The organism is uncultured Campylobacter sp. (genome assembly GCF_905373215.1).
GTDB lineage: Bacteria > Campylobacterota > Campylobacteria > Campylobacterales > Campylobacteraceae > Campylobacter_B.
Genome location: NZ_CAJPRT010000005.1, coordinates 42,175 through 59,166, shown reverse-complemented (window position 1 = coordinate 59,166; position 16,992 = coordinate 42,175). Strand labels below are relative to the sequence as shown.

The following is a 16,992-nucleotide window of genomic DNA, read 5'->3' as shown; positions in this document are numbered from 1 at the left end:
GCCTATTTTCCTTCGTCGATTTGTTCTATTTTTGCGATCAGCTCGCTTGCTATTCGTTTTTTATCGAAAAACGAGGCTCTAATTTTAGCCTTTTTCTCATAAAATTTTACATAATTTTCATCATCCAGCGCTTTTTGCATCGCCGCTTGGGTGCTTTCTAGATCGTTCACGCCCACCAGTACGCCCCATTCGTTCTGCCCCATAAGCTCGCGCGCGCCGCTTTGATGATCGCTTGAAATCACGAGCTTGCCGCACGCAAGAGCTTCGATGAGCGCGTTTGAAAAGCCCTCAAAAAGGCTTACGAAGACAAACGCGTAGCATCTGGCCATATATTTATACGGGTTTGCGTCAAAGCCCAAAAGCTTCACGCGGCCGCCTAATCCCAGCTCCTCTATCAAAGCCTCAAGCTCGGCTCGCAGCACGCCGTCGCCTAAGATCAGCAGGTCTTTGTCATTATTTTTTAAATTTGCATACGCGCGGATCAAAAGCGCGTGGTTTTTGCCTGCATCGAGCCTGCCGACGCTTAGGAAAAACGGCTGCTGCTGCGCAACCTGCTCGCTTGCTTTGCGCCCGATCTCATCCAAATCGATCGCGTTGTATAGCACGCTCATCTTGCGCTCATCGATTCCGAAATTATCCGCCAGATCGCGCAAATTTCCAAGCGAGTTTGGAAAGATAAAATCGGCCTTCGGATAGAGCTTGCGAAGCAGAAATTTTGAAATTTTAGATTTGAAACTCGCATCTTCATACAGCACCGACGGCGTCGAGCATTCGTTAAAAATCATCGCTCCGCCCAATCCGTAAACTCGCGCCAGCGCCGCCACGTAACAAGGGCGGTTCATCCAAACGAAGTGGATATCGATACCCAGCCTCTCGCATAGCTTTTTGTAGCGCAGCGCCAAAAATGGCAGCTTTGCGAGCTTCAGCAGCCCGTTTTCAAAGGGGGCTGATTTTTCGATGAAATGGATCTTCACGCCGTTTGGAATTTCATAAAAAATCCTCTCATTCATCAGCACTAGATGCACCTCGTAGCGCGCCGTAAGCTCGCCTAAGAGGTTACTTACGACGCGCTCGGCGCCGCCGCCGCCCATCGAATAGATAAAAACGCTTAATTTCTTCATCCCTTTACCTTTTAAATATCGCTGCCGCGCCCTAAATTTAAGCTTTAGTTCCGCTTTTTATGCGAGCATACGCCGCACACTCCGTTTAAATTTAGCGCATTTTACGCCGCTCTAAGCGGCTAAATTTCATCGCGCGATGCGGCAAATTTAAACGCGCCGCTCCGCTCGGGCACAAGAGCCTATCTTAGCACACCGAAGTTTAAATTTATCTCCGCGTGCCGCTAGGGCATCGATAAGCGGCTGCTATTTGCGCGCAAACCGATCGATCAAGCCCTGCCAGAGCTCAACGATGCGCTCTTGCGAAAACTCGTCTAAATTTTCATTTGCATTTTGCACGAGAGCATCTCGCAGCGCCTCATCACGCATTAAATTTTCAAGCTTGCTCGCAAGTTCATTCGCATCGCCGCGTTTAAACAAAATGCCGCTAAAGCCGTCCTTTATGAGCTCTTTTGCACCCGCTGTGTCGCTGCTAAGCCGTGTGCAGCCGTAAAACGCAGACTCGATCAGCACGTTCGAAAGCCCCTCGCTAAGCGAGCTTAGCACAAAAATTTTGGCTTCTTTATACAGCTCGCTCACATCCTGCTTATGCCCTAAAAATCGCACTTCAAGCCCGAGCCGCGCCACGAGCTCGCGCAAGCTTTCGCGCAGCGAGCCGTCGCCCGCGATTAAAATTTCCCACTTCGCAAGCAGACTTTTATCGATCCTGCTTAGCGCGTCAAAGTAAATTTCATACCCCTTTACGGGCTCGAGCCTGCCGACGCTTAAGATCACGTTTCGCTTGGCGCCCTTGGTATCGCAGATCTCGCCGAAAAAGGGGTTGTGCACGACGAAGCAGTTTTTAACGAATCGCGAATAGTACTCAAAGTCCGAGCGCGTAAGCACCGTAAGCGCGTCTACCTTTTTGTAGCACAGATCGCGCACGCGGCTAAAAAGCCCGCTTCGCAGATAATCGTGCGCGTTGTGCTCGGTCGCGATGAGCGGGATGCCTAGCCCAAAGCTTGCGATCACGCACGCTACGTTCGTCCAGTCCATAAAGCTGATGATGACGCTTGGGCGCTCGCGCTTGAAACACTCGCGCAAAATTCTGTATTTATCGAACCTGCCGCCATTTTTATAAACATCCAGATGCAAAAATTTTATCTTTTCGCTAAATTTATACCTGCCCTCGTCGTTTTCCAAAATCGCGATCGTAACGTCGTTTGCGCGCGCAAAATGGTCCGCCAAGACCTGCAGCACGCGCTCGGCGCCGCCGTTTCTAAGAGCCGCGATGACGAATAAAATTTTCATTTTAGCTTCCGATAAATTTTATAAAATAGCCGCAAAAGCGCGGGGCTAGCATAAAATAAGACCATCATCAGCGTCTGCGTGCGGCTTGCATGCGCCGCGAAAAATCCAAAATCCAGCCGCTCGCGCACCAAAGCGTGCAGTGAGCGGATCTGCTGCGCAGCTTCTGCAGCGCTCAAAGGAGAGCAGGGATCTGCGATCTTTCTTTGCGACGCGGAATTCTGCTCGGAATTTCGCATATAATTTTGCTTGGCTGAATTTTTAACTGCGGAATTTTCACAGCATGCGCAAGATAAACTATCAGCTCCATGCAAATCCGCCTCGTTTGCCAAGCTGCACATATTAGCCTCGGAAGGAGAAGTCGCATCCCCATCCGAGCCTGCGGCATCAAAGCTTGATTTAATGATTAAAAACGCCGTATTCAGCGCGGACTCGCAGCGAGTGAAATTAACCTCGCGCGCCAAGCTCGGATAATTCGCAGCGATCGCCTCAGTATAGCGGCGCACCGCAGCGATGACCGCTAGATGCCTGCGCGCGAATGAGTTTACCGTCGAGCCCGCCCTTACGCGATAAAAATATAAAATTTCATCCGTGCACGCCGCAATAGAAGCGTTAAAAATATCGAAAAATATCGCCACATCCTCATAGATCTGCCCCGCAGGAAAGCGCAAAGCGGCGAAAATTTCGCGAGCAAACAGCGCGCGCCAAACCGCGGTGCTAAAATACGGATCCTGCGTGCAGCTGCGTCTAAAAAGCTCTTGCGGCGATATTTTATATTCGCCTGCGCTGGCATTTGAATTTGCAACCCCTCCTGGATCGCTAATCTCTTTAGAATTTTGATTTTCTTTAAAATTCAAAGCCACTTTGAAATTATTTATTTCGCTCTCGTCGCTAAATGCCGCGTAGCCGCACATAGCGATCTTGGTGCAAAATTTCTGCGTCAGGCGAAAAAGCGTCTCAATCAAATCAAGGCTTATCAAATCATCGCTATCTACGAAGCTGATAAACTCCCCGCGAGCGACATCTAAAGCAGCGTTTCGTGCGCTAGCCTGCCCGCCGTTTAGCTTATGCAGCACGCGCACACGAGGATCACGCGCGGCGTATTCGTCGCAAATCGCCTCGCTGCCGTCATTTGAGCCATCATCTACGAGCAAAATTTCTAAGTTAGTATAGGTCTGCGCCGTGATGCGCTCCACGCAAGCGCGCAGGAATTCTTTAACATTATAAACGGGAATGATGACCGAGATTAGGGGATTTTCGCTCATTATTCCTCCCTGTGTATCGTAGCGGCTATAAAATCCAACCAGCGTCGCCCGATCGTTTCAATTTTAAAGCTCTCCTCGCGCTTGGAGGCGTTTTGCACGAGCCGCTCGCGCAGCTTTTCGTCGCTCATTAGAATTTCAAGCTTTTTAGCGATACTTGCGCTATCGCCTACAGGGCACAAAAACCCATCTATGCCGTCGCTTATAAGCTCGCTAGGACCTGCGATGCAATCCGTAGAAATTCTAGCGGTGCCGAAAAATATACTTTCCATCAAAATATTGCAAAAGCCCTCCATCTTGGAGGTTACGACTACGATTTTAGCGCGTTCATATAAGCTCTCGATATCGCGCACAAAGCCGATGAACTGCACATTTAAGCGCAGCTTCGCAGCTAGACTCTCAAGGCTCTTTCGCTCCTCTCCGTCGCCTGCGATCACCACCTTCCACTCTTTTAAAAGATTGAAATCTATAAGCGCAAGTGCCTTAAGAAGGACATCAAAGCCCTTATAGACATTGAGTCGGCCGGCTGCTAGGATGATATTTTCTTTAGGCGGGCGGGCGTCTTTAGCATGGCTGATCTCAAACATCGGATTAGGCATAATCACGCGATTTTGCACATATGTGTAATGATCCAGATCAAATTTACTAAGCACGCTAAGACCTGCAGCTCGCGGATAAAAGATCCGCTTTAGTGCGCGCCAGATCGGACTTTTTAAAAAGCGATGATTGGTGTGTTCGGAGACGATGATTTTCTGCCCAACTCCAAGATTTGCGATAAGCGTAAGGACATTGGTATTATCTAAAAACGAGATTACTACGTCAAATTTACGACTTTTTAGAAGCCTATGCAAGGCTAAAATTTTATCATAGCGCTTTTTTATATTGCCAAATACTCCCAAATCGCCCACTCCCAAATCCAAGCTAATAAGCTCGATCTTAGGATCCAGCGCATAAAACGGCTCGTCTGCGTCAAATTTTATCACACAGACTTCATTCTCACGGCAGAAAAAATTTGCCAGCACGCTTAGCACGCGCTCGGCACCGCCCTTGCCTAAAGCAGAAATTACCATAGCTATTTTCATTTTATGAGCCTAAACTTGTTTTTAAAAATTTCATCGAGTCCTCTCTTTTACGGCGCAACGCCTCATTTACGCCATCCCAATCGATAGTCGCGTTCAAGCGCGCGTCTTTGGGATCTTGCAAAGCTCTATCTTCAAGCCCGAACGAGCCCAAAAGCGAGCTAAAGCGCGACGCGCCGCGACTAGCGTTAACGAGCACAAAAAACGGCTTATTAAAGATTATAGAAAATACGCAGCCGTGAAATGAGTCGGTTAGCACAAACTCCGCGCCCGCAATAGCGCTTAGCCACGCTTTTATGCCGATGCGGTTGCCGCGGTCGTTCACCTCATCTATCTCTAGGCCGCTTTGCTTTTTTAGTAGCTCTATCGTCGCTTCAGAGCGAGGCGATGGATCTAGGATATAGGCAAAACCCTTGCGCTGCGGCGCATGGCTTAAAAATTTATCGTAAATCTCTTTGTTAGCCAAAAGCGTAGGATCCAGTACCCAGTGCGCATCTACGCCAAAGCATTCGCGTGCAAGCTTTACACCATCGCACTCACGCACCGAAATAGCTTTAAATTTAGCCAAATTCGCAGCGTGAGCTTTTAAATCTGCGGGATTTTTAAGCCCACAGAGCCTATCTCCGCCGAAGCTCGCAGCATAGGCGATCCGCGTGCAGTTAGGCGGCAAAAATCCAAGGCTAAAGCAATCTGCAAAATCCGCAAAATAGCTAGGACGAAAAACCTGATCGCTTCCTAAAATCACCGCTTCAAAGCGTTCTTTCTCGCACAGCGCCTTTAAATCCGCAGGCGTGCAAACAGGCGCGGTTGAAGGAATATTTTCCGATACAAACTCGCTAGTATCGCGCTCGTAAGAGGGATTAAATTTCGCGCCGCAAAGCTCCTTTTTAAGCGCGCATGCCACTAAAAATTTAATATACGCAATCGATAGTTTACTTCTTTGCAGGCGCAAGTTTATGAGACGTGGCTCATGCCCAAGCCCCACTAGCACGCGGCTTAGCGCGTAAGCTTGTAAAATTCCGCCGTAATTATTTACTAGCGGCAGGGTAAAAATCCCGATCTTCATGCAAACTTCCTATAAATTTTATATGCCGCGATCTTTGGTAGCGCCAAAAGCGCTAGCACTTTATTTGCGGCGGCAATTTTTTTAAGCCTAGCAGCGATGAAATCATCACAATCAAAATGCGTAGCGCTATATCGCTGGATCTGAAGCTTCTGGCGCAAGATGTAACGCTTAAGCGGGTTTTTCGCGCCGTAAAAAATTTCGTTTTTGCACTCCACCTGGCTTTGCTGCGAGCGCTGCACCTCCGCTGCGGATATCCGCTCGCAAAAAATCTCCTCGCGTGCCTGCTTCGTAGGCTGCGAAAATAGCGCGTCGATCTGAGCTGCGCGCGTAATTACGAGCGATGTGCCGCGCCACTCGCTCATTTCGCTTTGCAGCCACGCATCCATCAGCACGACGTCGGCGCATTTAGCAAAAACGTCAGTGCAGGCGTTGCACGCAAGAGGCGTAAAAGCGCGCGAACTCCAGTACGCAAAGGCGCTACTACTGCGATCGTCTATCGCCTCGCTGCCGTCTGCAGCGCGGAATTTAAAACCAAAGCTCATCGCGCTTTTGCCCGCGATTTTATATCTGTAATTAACCGCCGCGAGCTGCTTACGCTCTTTAAACGCAAGATCTGCCAGCTTATGCGTAAAGCCAGCACCCTTGCCCTGTCCGCAAACCAGCCCGATAATAAAGCTTATGCGGGATTTGAGGTGCGGATTTTTGCTCGCAGCAAGCCTTAAAGCTTTTGCAAAGCACGGCAGCGCGCTGATCGCATATCTACCATCGCGGCGCGACATCTCCTTTAGCACTGCTTCAAGCGTGAGCGGATAGTAAGCGGACGAGCGCGCACGAGTAAGCTCATCGGCATTTTTTATCACGCTAAATTTAAATAGTGGCACGGAATTTTCGCCCGCATAATTTCGCGTGTTTTTAGAATTCTCGCAGGCAAAATTCTGTGCTGATACGGAATTTTTACAAGAAGCTTTAGGATTCTGTGCGAAATTTTCATTTGTAAAATTCTGCATAGAATTCTGCGTAAAATTTTCGCAAAAGGAATTTTGCGCACTCGTAAAATTTATAGAATCATCATCCGCCAAATTCTGCGTTAAATTCGGAATTGCGGAATTCTGCTTGGAATTTTTGGTTGCGGAATTTTGCAAATTCTGTGGCTGCGCTAAATTATTGCAGGCAGAAAAATCCCGCTTGGGATTTTGGGCTATAAAATCCCCCTCGTCCGCAGGCACGGCACAAATCGCGTAATCAATGAGCCCGCGCGCAAAAAGCTCGCGAAAAATATAATCTCCCGCACCGCCGCTTGCACTGCTTAGGCGCTGCGCTTCATCTTTTTTGTAAAATTTATAAGTGGCTAAAAACCTGCCAAAATCAGGACTAAAGCTTTCCAGCTCTGAGTATGATTTAAAATTTAGCTCATTTTCAAGCATGTCTTTTTCGTAAAACGGGCAGACTTTTAGGCAGATATCACATTTGTCGCGACACCCTTCGCCCTCCTCGGGCGCGTAAAATCCATTGCCTCCAAGCCGCATTTTTAGCACGCTAAAAGGGCAGCTGCTCGCGCAGACGCCGCAGCCGATACAGCGGTCTTTCGTAACTACTTCGCTAATTACATTGAAGCTCAAGCCCGCCTCCTTATCTTAGCTGCAATGCCACCAAAAATCGCGCGTTCGTAATCGTTCATCGCCCAAAAATATGCGCTTAGCACAAACATAGCCGAATAAAGCCCGCCGCAAATTAGCAAAAAGCTCACTCCATGTAAGCCTAATGCGTAATTTACCACTAGGCTTACTGCGATTGCGGGAGCAAATTTTACTACCATCGCGCCGATATTTCGCCAAAATTTAGCGATGTCAAGTCCGATTACACGAGCATAGTAGATATTCATCACGCAGATATTTAGCAAGGTGATAGCAAAAGCCGTGCCGCACGCAGCGCCCACGCCACCGTAAGCCTTAGCTAGCGGAATAGAAATAGCGATATTTACGAGCGTGACGCAAAACGCGGCGATTGAGCGAAATTTGACTTTGTTTTTTGCCTGAAGCACGGCTAGGCCTAAATTTTGAATCAACGGCACGCTTACTGGAAGCACCAAAATAAGCGCGATTGCGTATGAAATTTCATAATTTGCGCCAGCCCATAGCACGATAAACTCCCGTCCAAAAATCACCAAAAGCGACGCGATAAAAAATATCACGTAAAATTGTAGCCTGCCTATTTTGATAAATTCCGCGCTAAGCTCGGAATCGGTGGAGTTTGCAGAGACCATTTTGGCGATTTTAGGAAGCATCACGCCGCTAATGGTGAGCGAAAGCGTGACGAAAGTGGCATTTATCGTGCTTGCTACGGCATACGTGGAGACCGCCGTAGCGCCTGCTACAGCGCCTAAGATAAAATTATCGACATTCCAGTTTACCTGATCGACTACGATTCCTAAAAATATAAAAAATGAGTAGCCAAAAATTTGCTTAAGCGTGGAGGCATCGAAATTTCGCACGCTTATCACGGGCGAGACTTTGCGCTTGCAGTAGATGAAATCTGCCGCGACGCAGATTAAATTTACCGCCGTAGCGATGATTACGATCGCGATAGCCTTATATCCCAAAAGTAGCGCAGGCACCGCAGCTAGCGGCAGAGCGATCGTGCGAAAGATCCCAACTAGCTTGATAAATACGAAATTCTCATGCGCCGTAAGGATCGACGAATAGATGCTAAAAGGAAAGCTAATCGCTAAATTCGCAGTTAGCAGCATTAGCATAATGCGAATTTCGCCCATCTCATTAGCGCTTAGCTTAGCGCCAAAAATCGCGTGCAGATTAGCTAGCAGCGCAGCTCCTGCAATCACGATCACCGCGCTCATTACCAGATACACACTAAAGATCGTTCCGTGCAGCTTATGCATGCGCTCCACTTCGCCGCTTGAGGCGTATTTGGCGGTATAGACCGTCACGGCATTGCCGAAACCCAAATCCAAAATCGCCAAATAGCCGATAACGCTACTCGCTAAAGAATATAGCCCAAACTCGCTCTGCCCCAGCGCCCGCAGGAAAAACGGCGTATAAACCAAAGTAAGTATCGTAGAAACAAAGATATTCACATACGATAGCACGACGCCGAGCTTACGCTGCGCGGCTTCGGGGGCGTTTAGAATTTTAAGCAAACAAGGCTTCCTTTTGCTCGCCGCGATTAAACGCGGCGGAGTAAAATTTTAAAATTTCAAATCGCACTTTCACGCTAGAACCTAGAGCTTCTTTTCCCAATTAAGCGCGCTTAGGATGATCTCATCCAAGCTCTCGTGCTCGGGATGCCAAGAGGTTTTGGTGCGAATTTTATCGGCGTTTGAAATGAGGCAGGCAGGATCGCCAGCTCTACGTGAAGCGATCTCCACTTTAAAATCCACGCCGCTTACTTTTTTAGCTTCATTGACGACCTCTTTTACGCTAAAGCCCGTGCCGTAGCCTACGTTAAAGACCGCGCTCTCACCGCTTTGCAGATAATCAAGCACCGCCAGATGCGCGCTTGCGAGGTCCTCTACGTGGATGTAGTCGCGTATGCAGGTGCCGTCCTTGGTATCGTAATCATCGCCAAAAATGCTCATCTTATCGCGCTTGCCGACGATCGTTTGGGTTGCAACCTTAATTAGATGCGTCGCGTTCGGGTAGTTTTGCCCGATCGTGCCGTCGCTTGCGGCCCCTGCAACGTTGAAGTAGCGCAAAATTCCATATTTAAAATTTGGATTTGCCGCTGCCGCGTCTTTTAGCACCCACTCGACCATCAGTTTGCTTCTACCGTACGGATTGATCGGATTTTGCGGAGTTTCTTCGCTTACTTGCGGGATGTCGGGCTCGCCGTAGGTCGCCGCAGTGGAGCTAAAGATAAAGTCTTTCACGCCGTATTTGTTCGCAAGCGCGATTAAATTCATCGCGTTGGCGGTGTTGTTTAGGTAGTATTTTAGCGGATTTTGCGTGCTTTCAAAAACCTCGATAAACGCCGCAAAGTGAATGATCGCGTCAAACTTCTCGCGCTTAAAAAGCTTCTCGATTGCGGGGGTGTTTTCTAGGCTCTCTTGTACGAACTCAAACTCGCCCGCGTTGCGAAGCGCCTCGATCGCTCGCATCGAGCCCTTGCAAAGATTATCCAGTATGACGACGTCGTGGCGGTTTGCTTCTAAAAGCGCCTTTGCGACATGGCTACCGATGTATCCCGCGCCGCCTGTAATTAAAATTTTCATCTATTCTCCTTCGGATCAAATTTATCAAAGTACGCGATTATAGCCCCTTAGATTAAATCGCTGGTCGCACGCGCAAAAATACGGGGAAGCGCGGCTTTTTCTCGCGGGTTAGGTTTTGGTATTGATAGGTGATGATCGTGCCCACCTTAGGCGGATTTGCCCGCATTTCGTCGCTAAAGCCCGAACCTACTTTAAATTTCGCTCCGCTACGTAGATCCACGCAGCTAAGTGAGCCCATCTTGCCCTCGTTTTTGCCGTAGCCGGGGTTGATTTTTACGACCTTGCAATCGCTATCGTGCGTCTTTTTGTATTTTAAAATTTTATCGCTGCGCCCACTTTCATAAAGCGCGTTTGGATCGCGCAGCACGACCCCCTCGCCGCCAGCGGCGATGACGCGATCAAAATACGCCTGCACATCGGCGTGCGTGCTTACCGGAGTTTGCTGCACGATGAGTAAATTTTGCGCGCCGCTTGAGGCGATAAAATTTCTTAAAATTTCCATCTTCGCGCTTAGGTTTTTCTGCTCCTTCGGCAGGTCAAACGCGTAAAATTTCACCCTGCTCCAGCGCTCATCGGGCACGCTAGAAGAGACGATCGAAACGAGCTGTTCAAACTCTCCGCGCGCCGTGTATAGCTCGCCGTCGACGAAAAACGGCGGAAAGCCCGCGCTCCAGCCCTCAGGAGCGTTTATAATCTTGCCGCGCCTGGAGCGCAGATTTTTGCCGTCCCAGATCGCGCGCACGCCGTCTAGCTTCTCGCTAATCACCCAGCCCGTGATATTCATGCCCGGAACGTATTCTTTAAGCAGCATCGGTTTAAATTTAGCCTCATCCGCGACCGCGCCGCAGAGCAAAAACAGCGCACCCAAAACCGCGCCTTTTAAAATTTTAAAAATTTCACTTCGCATATGCCGCCAACTCCCTTTCTATAAAGTCGCAAAAAACGGGCGTGTAGCTCATGCCCGCGCACTCTTTTTGCAAAAATTCGCCCATCACCGCGATATAATTCAGATAGTCGTCCTTGGTGATCTTGCCGCGCAAAAGCTCGTATTTCAAAAACAGCCAGTAGGTGTTGAGCACGTCGGATCTGCAGTACTCGTCGATCTTGGCCTGCTCGCCGCCGTAATACAGCTGCAGGACCTGATCTCCGTGCACGTCGTATTTGCCGGGAAGGCCCACGCTAGCGCAGGTATGATCGAGCTTGAGCCCGCGCACGGCGCCAAAATCGCTGATGTGATCGAGCAAGTCCAGATGAAACCGCCCGTCGTAGCGGCTGCGGTAGTTCTCCCATTTGCTCTTGTTGTTATCGCGATCGTTCGTCTCAAAATACGCCGCGGCGCTTAGATCGTAGCACATCGCGCGCGCCATAATCATCGGCAGATCGAATCCGCGCCCGTTGAAGCTCACGAGCCGCGGATTAAAATCCTCGATGAAGGCTAGGAATTTTGAGATTTTATCGCGCTCGTTCTCGCCATCAAGCGTCGAGACGCGCAAAAATCTGCCGAATCCGTCCGCCATCACGGCGCTAATGCTAACTACGCGGTGGAAGCAGACGGGTAGGAATTCGCTGCCGGTTTTTTCTTTGAAAATCTCCATCGCCCTAAGCGAGAGCAATTTGTGGTTTAAAATTTTGCTTTTATCTGCGTTAAAGATCGGCTGCTCGCCGTAAATTTTAAAATTTAACGCGAGATCTTGCGTAGAATTTAAAGCGAGATTTTCGCTCTTTGAGCTTTCGGATGCAGAGCTTCGAGACGTAGAGCTTTCCGCCGCGAAATTCTGAGGCGCAGGGCTTCGGAGCGCGGAATTTTCTACCGCGACGCACTGTGCTGCGGAGCTTTGAGGCGCGGTATCGTCGTAGGTTAAATTTAGCGATGCGGAATTTTTGGGCGCAGTATTTTGCGGAATGAAATTTTCGCTCGTAAAATTTCCCTGCGTTGGATTTTCAGCGGAATTTTGCTCGGAATTTTCTATTTTAAAATTCTGCTCCGCCGAATTTACAGCAAAATTTAAAGACGCGTTTTGCTTCTCGCCGCCGATCTTTTGCGAGAGCTGCGCGTCAAGAAACTTTGCGAAGCTTTTTTTATCGAAAGGCTCGAAGCAGTCCGCGATCGCGTCCTCATCCAGCACCCGCACCAGCGCCGCTACGTCTGGGATCGTCTCGCAGTCGAATACGCAGATATAATCCTTTTTCATTAAGCTCCTTCCTGGCGGCTTTTATCGCTTTTTCAAAAACGGCTCTGAAATAATCCTCTATCTCCATGCCGTTTTTAGGTACGCGCCTAATAGAGCTCCTCGCTCATCCGAGGTTCTCATCGCCGCTTCCAATCTTAAAATTTTACGCTGCCGCATTTTCGCAACAAAGAGGGGCGTATGCGGAGGCACGGCAAATTTCGCTACCGCTCGCCGCGACGCAATTACCATGCACGAAAGTGCGCCGGTCGTTAAATTTATCTTTCGATCAAGCGCTTGATATCGGGCAAAAGCTCGCCGGACGCCTCACAAATCCTGCTTCGCAGCACGCTAAAATCGCCGCAGTAATCGCCCAGAAGCTGCAAAATATCGTCTCTGATAGCTTGCGAGCGCTCGGTAAGAAGCAGCTCCTGCAAAAGGGCGAAAATTTCGCTCTCATGCGCCAGCGTGCAGCCATAGTAGGGATCAAGGTAATAATCTAGACACAACAGAAGCGAGGCTTTCTCGGCCTCGTCATCACCTCGCAAAACGGCGACAATGCCCTCTACGCCGCCTTCTGCTATAGCTTTGTGCCTAGCCTCGTAATATACCGTGCGTGTCAAATTTTGCCCTTTTTGCACGCCGCTTATTCGGCCTTAGCCGCATCCCACGCAAGGATCGTCTTACCATCGGCGTCGGTAGCCACGTCGCACATGCCCATGATGTTGTAGCCGCAGTCGACGTAGTGCACCTCGCCCGTCACGCCGCTAGCAAGGTCGCTAAGCAGATACATAGCGCTTTTGCCGATGTCTTGCGTCGTGACGTTGCGTTTGAGCGGCGCGTTGATCTCGTTGTAGCGCAAAATCATCCTAAAGTCGCCTATTCCGCTTGCAGCAAGCGTCTTGATAGGGCCCGCGCTGATAGCGTTTACGCGGATGCCGCGCGCACCAAGATCGTGTGCTAGGTAGCGAACTGAGCTTTCAAGAGCTGCTTTTGCGACGCCCATAACGTTGTAGTGAGGCACGAATTTTGGTCCGCCAAGATATGTGAGCGTAAGCACCGAGCCGCCCTCTTTTAGCACCGGCAGCACCGCGCGAGTAAGGCTCAGTAGCGAGTACACGCTCGTGCCCATCGCGATATCAAAGGCTTCTTTTGTAGTATTCACAAACTCACCCTCAAGTGCTTCTTTTGGCGCATAGGCCACGGCATGCACGACGAAATCTATCTCGCCTAGATCTGCTTTGATACGATCCGCAAGCCCGTCCAAGTGGGCAGGATTGTTTACGTCGAGCTCATAGACGAATTTGCTCCCAAACTCCTCCGCGATCGGCTCTACGCGTTTTTTTAGCGCGTCGTTTAGGTAGGTAAACGCCATCTGCGCACCCTGGGCGTGACAAGCTTCGGCGATACCGTAAGCGATAGATTTGGCGTTAGCGACGCCGACGATGAGGCCCTTTTTTCCTTTTAAAATCATTATTTCTCCTTTAAAATTTGCTTGGCTTTTTCTACTTATTCTGCGTTAAAATTTAAAAAATAATGCTCACGAACCATATGTTCGCTCCGCTTATTTTTTAAATTTTGCCTTGACTAAGCGAAAAATCCTTCGCAATTTGACTTAAAATTTTACAAATTAAAATTCGCAAAATCTCGCGAAATGCCAAATTTTAAATGCAATTTGATAGCGGCAGTATCGCGAAGCTAGACTAGGCGACTTAAAATTTTGCGACGGGAGTTACCCTATTAGGTAATGACCGAGCAAAATTTTAAGGCAACGAAGTATAGCGATGCGAGACGACGCGTATAAGTTCCAAAAAGCTAGAGGCGTCCCAGCTCGCCGTCCCCACTAGCACCCCGTCGCAACCTCTTATCGCGCAAATTTTTGCGATATTTTCCGCATTTACACTGCCTCCGTAAAGCAGTGGCGCGGAGCTTTTAGCGCGTAAAAACTTCAGCATTATTTCGATCTGCTCGCACTGCGCGCTTCTGCCTGTACCGATCGCCCAGACGGGCTCGTAGGCTAGCACTAAGCTCGGATATTTCAGATCGATACCCTCAAGCTGTGCTGCTACAAAATCCTCGCTGCGATCTTGCGCGAATGCCGCCTCGTCCTCGCCGACGCAAAAGACGATGCACCAGCCGCGTGCTGCGGCAAAACTGAATTTTTCTTTTATCAGCTCCGCGCTCTCGCCCAAAATAACGCGCCGCTCGCTGTGTCCGATAAGAACGGTTTTGATATCAAATTCCGCCAGCATATCGCCGCCGATCTCGCCTGTAAAGCTGCCGTGCGCGGCAGGATAGAAATTTTGCGCGCCTTGGGTGAAATTTTTCACTTTCGCGCAAAATGCGCTAGCGGGAGGAAAAACTAAAATTTCATTCTCGCGCGAAATTCCGCCCGCTAAGCCTTCATCTAAAGCTTTAGCGTACTGCTCAAAGCTAGCACGGGTATGGTTACATTTAAGATTCGCCGCCAGTATCATCGCAGCTCCGTTTTAGCAGTAAGCACTCGCACGCCCGGCAGCTCCTTGCCTTCGATGAGTTCTAAGCTCGCACCGCCTCCGGTGGAAATAAAAGTCATATCATCAGCGTTGCCCGCGCGTTCGACGACATCTGCAGTATCGCCGCCGCCCACTACGGTCGTGGCGTCGCTATCTGCGATCGCGTGCGATATATGCAGGCTGCCACGAGCGAATTTATCGATCTCAAAAACTCCCATCGGTCCGTTCCACCAGATCGTTTGTGCATCGTCTAGGGCTTCTTTAAAAAGCGCTACGGTCGCAGGTCCGATATCTAGCCCCATCCAATCGCTTGGAATTTCTTGGACGGTAACCTTTTTTGTAACGGCATCTTGCGAGCATTGCGGAGCTGCGACGGCATCGACGGGGATATAAATTTTAACCCCAAGCTCGCGAGCATTGCGGAGAATATTTTTTGCTTCCTCGATTAGATCCTCTTCGAGCAAAGATTTGCCGATGTCATATCCGACGGCTTTTAAAAACGTAAACGCCATGCCGCCGCCGATGATGAGCTTATCGACTTTAGGAAGTAAATTTTTAAGCGCCTGAAGCTTGCCGCTTACTTTGCTGCCGCCCGTTACGGCTACGAAAGGACGCGCAGGATCTTTAATAAGGTCTTTAGCAAATTTTATCTCTTTTAGCAGCAAAAATCCCGCCGCCTTGTGCGCCTCATCGTAGAATTTCGTAATCGCTTCTACCGAAGCATGCGCGCGGTGGCATACACCAAAAGCGTCGTTGATATAAAATTCCGCGTAGCTCGCAAGCCTCTTAGCTAAAGCTTCGTCATTTTTGCTCTCGCCCTTTTCAAATCGCAGATTATCTAGCAAAAGCACTTCGCCCTTTTTAAGCGAATTTACCGCAGCTACGGCTTCCTCACCCGCGACATCGGAGACAAATTTTATCTCGCGCTCCAAAAGCCTAGATAGCCTCTTTACCACAGGTTTTAGGCTAAGTCTTTCTTCGTATCCGTTTTTCGGGCGCCCTAAATGACTGGCTAAAATTACCGCGCAGCCCTCGTCTAAGCAATATTTAATCGTAGGGATAGACGAACGAATGCGACGATCGTCCGTAATATTGCAAAACTCATCCATCGGCACGTTAAAATCGCACCTGATAAAAACGCGCGCGCCGTCTTTAAATTTCAAATCTTTAATCGAAAGAATTTCGCCCATCTTATTTCCTTCTTTTTGCCGCATATAGGGCCAAATCGATGAGGCGCTCACTATATCCCCACTCGTTGTCATACCAGCTCATCACTTTTATCAGATTGCCGTCAATTACCTGCGTGCAGTCGCTAGCTACTATGCTGGAGTATTCTGAAGTACAAAAATCGCTGCTGACGCGGCTATCGTCGTCTACGAGCAAAATTCCTTTCATCTCTTTAGCAGCATAGCGACGGAAAATTTCATTTAGCTCCTCGGCGCTCGTCTGCTTGCGCGTTAGCACCGTTAGATCAACCATCGATACGTTAGCCACCGGCACGCGCACAGATTGTCCGTGCATCTTACCGCTTAGCTGAGGAAGTACCTTACTAATCGCTTTTGCCGCGCCCGTCGTAGTCGGAGCGATATTAAGAGCTGCAGCGCGTGAACGGCGAAAGTCCTTAGCTTTTACATCAACTAGGCTCTGTCCATGTGTATAGGCATGGATCGTCGTCATAAGACCCTTTTCGATACCAAGTTCATCGTCTAAAATTTTTGCAATCGGAGCCAGGCCGTTAGTGGTGCAGCTAGCGTTTGAGATGACACGCTGTCCTGCATAAGCGCCCTCATTAACGCCGATTACAAAAGTAGGCGTATCATCCTTGGCAGGCGCGCTCATTACGACTACGCCGATACCGTTATCTATGAACGGCTTGCATTTTTCGCTCGTTAAAAACGCACCAGTACATTCAAGCACAGCTTCTGCACCATCGCCCGCAAAATCAAGCTCCGCAGGCTCTCTGGTGGAATAGACGCGGATCTTTTTGCCGTCTACGGCTATGCATTCGTCGCTTAGAATTTCTACTTTTTTACGAAACTCGCCGTGAACGGTGTCGTATTGAAGCAGATATCTCGTAAGCTCGCGCTTAGCGGTATCGTTGATCGCCACAAGCTCTACATCGTCCCTGCTTAGCGCAATTCTAGCCGCGCACCTACCGATCCTTCCAAAGCCGTTAATTGCGATTTTTACTGCCATAAGGTTCTCCTTATTTGGGATGTTTTCAGCTGGAATTTTACTAAATTTGGGTTAATCTTTGATTAAATAAAAAGTCGCGAAATCTAGGATTTACTT

Annotated in this window: 15 protein-coding genes; all 15 read right to left on the bottom strand. The window is 49.1% G+C overall.

What is annotated here, in order from left to right; all coding sequences use genetic code 11:
- Window positions 1-2: 2 nt before the first annotated feature.
- A complete protein-coding gene (locus tag QZ176_RS03830) occupies window positions 3-1,121 on the bottom strand; it encodes a glycosyltransferase (protein ID WP_295151360.1) in 1,119 nt (372 codons plus the stop codon).
- A gap of 243 nt (window positions 1,122-1,364) precedes the next feature.
- Window positions 1,365-2,408 carry a glycosyltransferase gene (locus tag QZ176_RS03825; protein ID WP_295151359.1) on the bottom strand — a complete coding sequence of 348 codons (1,044 nt, stop codon included), beginning with the start codon at window positions 2,406-2,408 and terminating at the stop codon, window positions 1,365-1,367.
- On the bottom strand, window positions 2,405-3,670 hold the full coding sequence (locus QZ176_RS03820; protein WP_295151358.1) for a glycosyltransferase: 1,266 nt from the start codon (window positions 3,668-3,670) through the stop codon (window positions 2,405-2,407). Before QZ176_RS03820 ends, QZ176_RS03825 begins: the two co-directional genes overlap by 4 nt.
- A complete protein-coding gene (locus QZ176_RS03815) occupies window positions 3,670-4,749 on the bottom strand; it encodes a glycosyltransferase family 4 protein (protein ID WP_295151357.1) in 1,080 nt (359 codons plus the stop codon). The genes QZ176_RS03820 and QZ176_RS03815 overlap by 1 nt, the downstream gene beginning before the upstream one ends.
- A gap of 1 nt (window position 4,750) precedes the next feature.
- Window positions 4,751-5,812, bottom strand: coding sequence for a polysaccharide pyruvyl transferase family protein (locus QZ176_RS03810; protein WP_295151356.1), 1,062 nt, complete (start codon window positions 5,810-5,812; stop codon window positions 4,751-4,753).
- On the bottom strand, window positions 5,809-7,431 hold the full coding sequence (locus tag QZ176_RS03805) for a Coenzyme F420 hydrogenase/dehydrogenase, beta subunit C-terminal domain (protein WP_295151355.1): 1,623 nt from the start codon (window positions 7,429-7,431) through the stop codon (window positions 5,809-5,811). Before QZ176_RS03805 ends, QZ176_RS03810 begins: the two co-directional genes overlap by 4 nt.
- Window positions 7,428-8,966, bottom strand: coding sequence for an oligosaccharide flippase family protein (locus tag QZ176_RS03800; RefSeq protein WP_295151354.1), 1,539 nt, complete (start codon window positions 8,964-8,966; stop codon window positions 7,428-7,430). The genes QZ176_RS03805 and QZ176_RS03800 overlap by 4 nt, the downstream gene beginning before the upstream one ends.
- A gap of 81 nt (window positions 8,967-9,047) precedes the next feature.
- Window positions 9,048-10,037: a UDP-glucose 4-epimerase GalE gene (gene galE, locus QZ176_RS03795; protein ID WP_295151353.1), complete on the bottom strand. Its 990-nt coding sequence runs from the start codon at window positions 10,035-10,037 to the stop codon at window positions 9,048-9,050.
- Window positions 10,038-10,089: 52 nt separating this feature from the next.
- Window positions 10,090-10,944, bottom strand: a complete 855-nt coding sequence (locus QZ176_RS03790) for a DNA ligase (RefSeq protein WP_295151352.1) — start codon at window positions 10,942-10,944, stop codon at window positions 10,090-10,092.
- Complete coding sequence (locus tag QZ176_RS03785; RefSeq protein ID WP_295151351.1) at window positions 10,934-12,229, bottom strand: 3'-5' exonuclease; 1,296 nt, start codon at window positions 12,227-12,229, stop codon at window positions 10,934-10,936. The genes QZ176_RS03790 and QZ176_RS03785 overlap by 11 nt, the downstream gene beginning before the upstream one ends.
- Before the next feature lie 254 nt (window positions 12,230-12,483).
- A complete protein-coding gene (locus QZ176_RS03780; protein WP_295151350.1) occupies window positions 12,484-12,828 on the bottom strand; it encodes a hypothetical protein in 345 nt (114 codons plus the stop codon).
- Between the two features lie 23 nt (window positions 12,829-12,851).
- On the bottom strand, window positions 12,852-13,679 hold the full coding sequence (gene fabI, locus QZ176_RS03775; RefSeq protein ID WP_295151349.1) for an enoyl-ACP reductase FabI: 828 nt from the start codon (window positions 13,677-13,679) through the stop codon (window positions 12,852-12,854).
- 289 nt (window positions 13,680-13,968) lie between these two features.
- Window positions 13,969-14,682: a triose-phosphate isomerase gene (locus QZ176_RS03770; protein WP_295151348.1), complete on the bottom strand. Its 714-nt coding sequence runs from the start codon at window positions 14,680-14,682 to the stop codon at window positions 13,969-13,971.
- Window positions 14,679-15,890 carry a phosphoglycerate kinase gene (locus QZ176_RS03765; protein ID WP_295151347.1) on the bottom strand — a complete coding sequence of 404 codons (1,212 nt, stop codon included), beginning with the start codon at window positions 15,888-15,890 and terminating at the stop codon, window positions 14,679-14,681. The genes QZ176_RS03770 and QZ176_RS03765 overlap by 4 nt, the downstream gene beginning before the upstream one ends.
- A 1-nt stretch (window position 15,891) precedes the next feature.
- Window positions 15,892-16,896 (bottom strand): type I glyceraldehyde-3-phosphate dehydrogenase, encoded by a 1,005-nt coding sequence (gap, locus tag QZ176_RS03760; RefSeq protein ID WP_291938027.1) that lies wholly within the window; start codon window positions 16,894-16,896, stop codon window positions 15,892-15,894.
- Window positions 16,897-16,992 lie beyond the last annotated feature (96 nt).

Coding starts and splice junctions, on each gene's coding strand:
- gap (WP_291938027.1), bottom strand. CDS start 16,896: ATGGCAGTAAAAATCGCAATTAACGGCTTTGGAAGGATCGGTAGGTGC.
- QZ176_RS03825 (WP_295151359.1), bottom strand. CDS start 2,408: ATGAAAATTTTATTCGTCATCGCGGCTCTTAGAAACGGCGGCGCCGAG.
- QZ176_RS03770 (WP_295151348.1), bottom strand. CDS start 14,682: ATGATACTGGCGGCGAATCTTAAATGTAACCATACCCGTGCTAGCTTT.
- QZ176_RS03810 (WP_295151356.1), bottom strand. CDS start 5,812: ATGAAGATCGGGATTTTTACCCTGCCGCTAGTAAATAATTACGGCGGA.
- fabI (WP_295151349.1), bottom strand. CDS start 13,679: ATGATTTTAAAAGGAAAAAAGGGCCTCATCGTCGGCGTCGCTAACGCC.
- QZ176_RS03830 (WP_295151360.1), bottom strand. CDS start 1,121: ATGAAGAAATTAAGCGTTTTTATCTATTCGATGGGCGGCGGCGGCGCC.
- QZ176_RS03815 (WP_295151357.1), bottom strand. CDS start 4,749: ATGAAAATAGCTATGGTAATTTCTGCTTTAGGCAAGGGCGGTGCCGAG.
- QZ176_RS03785 (WP_295151351.1), bottom strand. CDS start 12,229: ATGAAAAAGGATTATATCTGCGTATTCGACTGCGAGACGATCCCAGAC.
- QZ176_RS03820 (WP_295151358.1), bottom strand. CDS start 3,670: ATGAGCGAAAATCCCCTAATCTCGGTCATCATTCCCGTTTATAATGTT.
- QZ176_RS03765 (WP_295151347.1), bottom strand. CDS start 15,890: ATGGGCGAAATTCTTTCGATTAAAGATTTGAAATTTAAAGACGGCGCG.
- galE (WP_295151353.1), bottom strand. CDS start 10,037: ATGAAAATTTTAATTACAGGCGGCGCGGGATACATCGGTAGCCATGTC.
- QZ176_RS03790 (WP_295151352.1), bottom strand. CDS start 10,944: ATGCGAAGTGAAATTTTTAAAATTTTAAAAGGCGCGGTTTTGGGTGCG.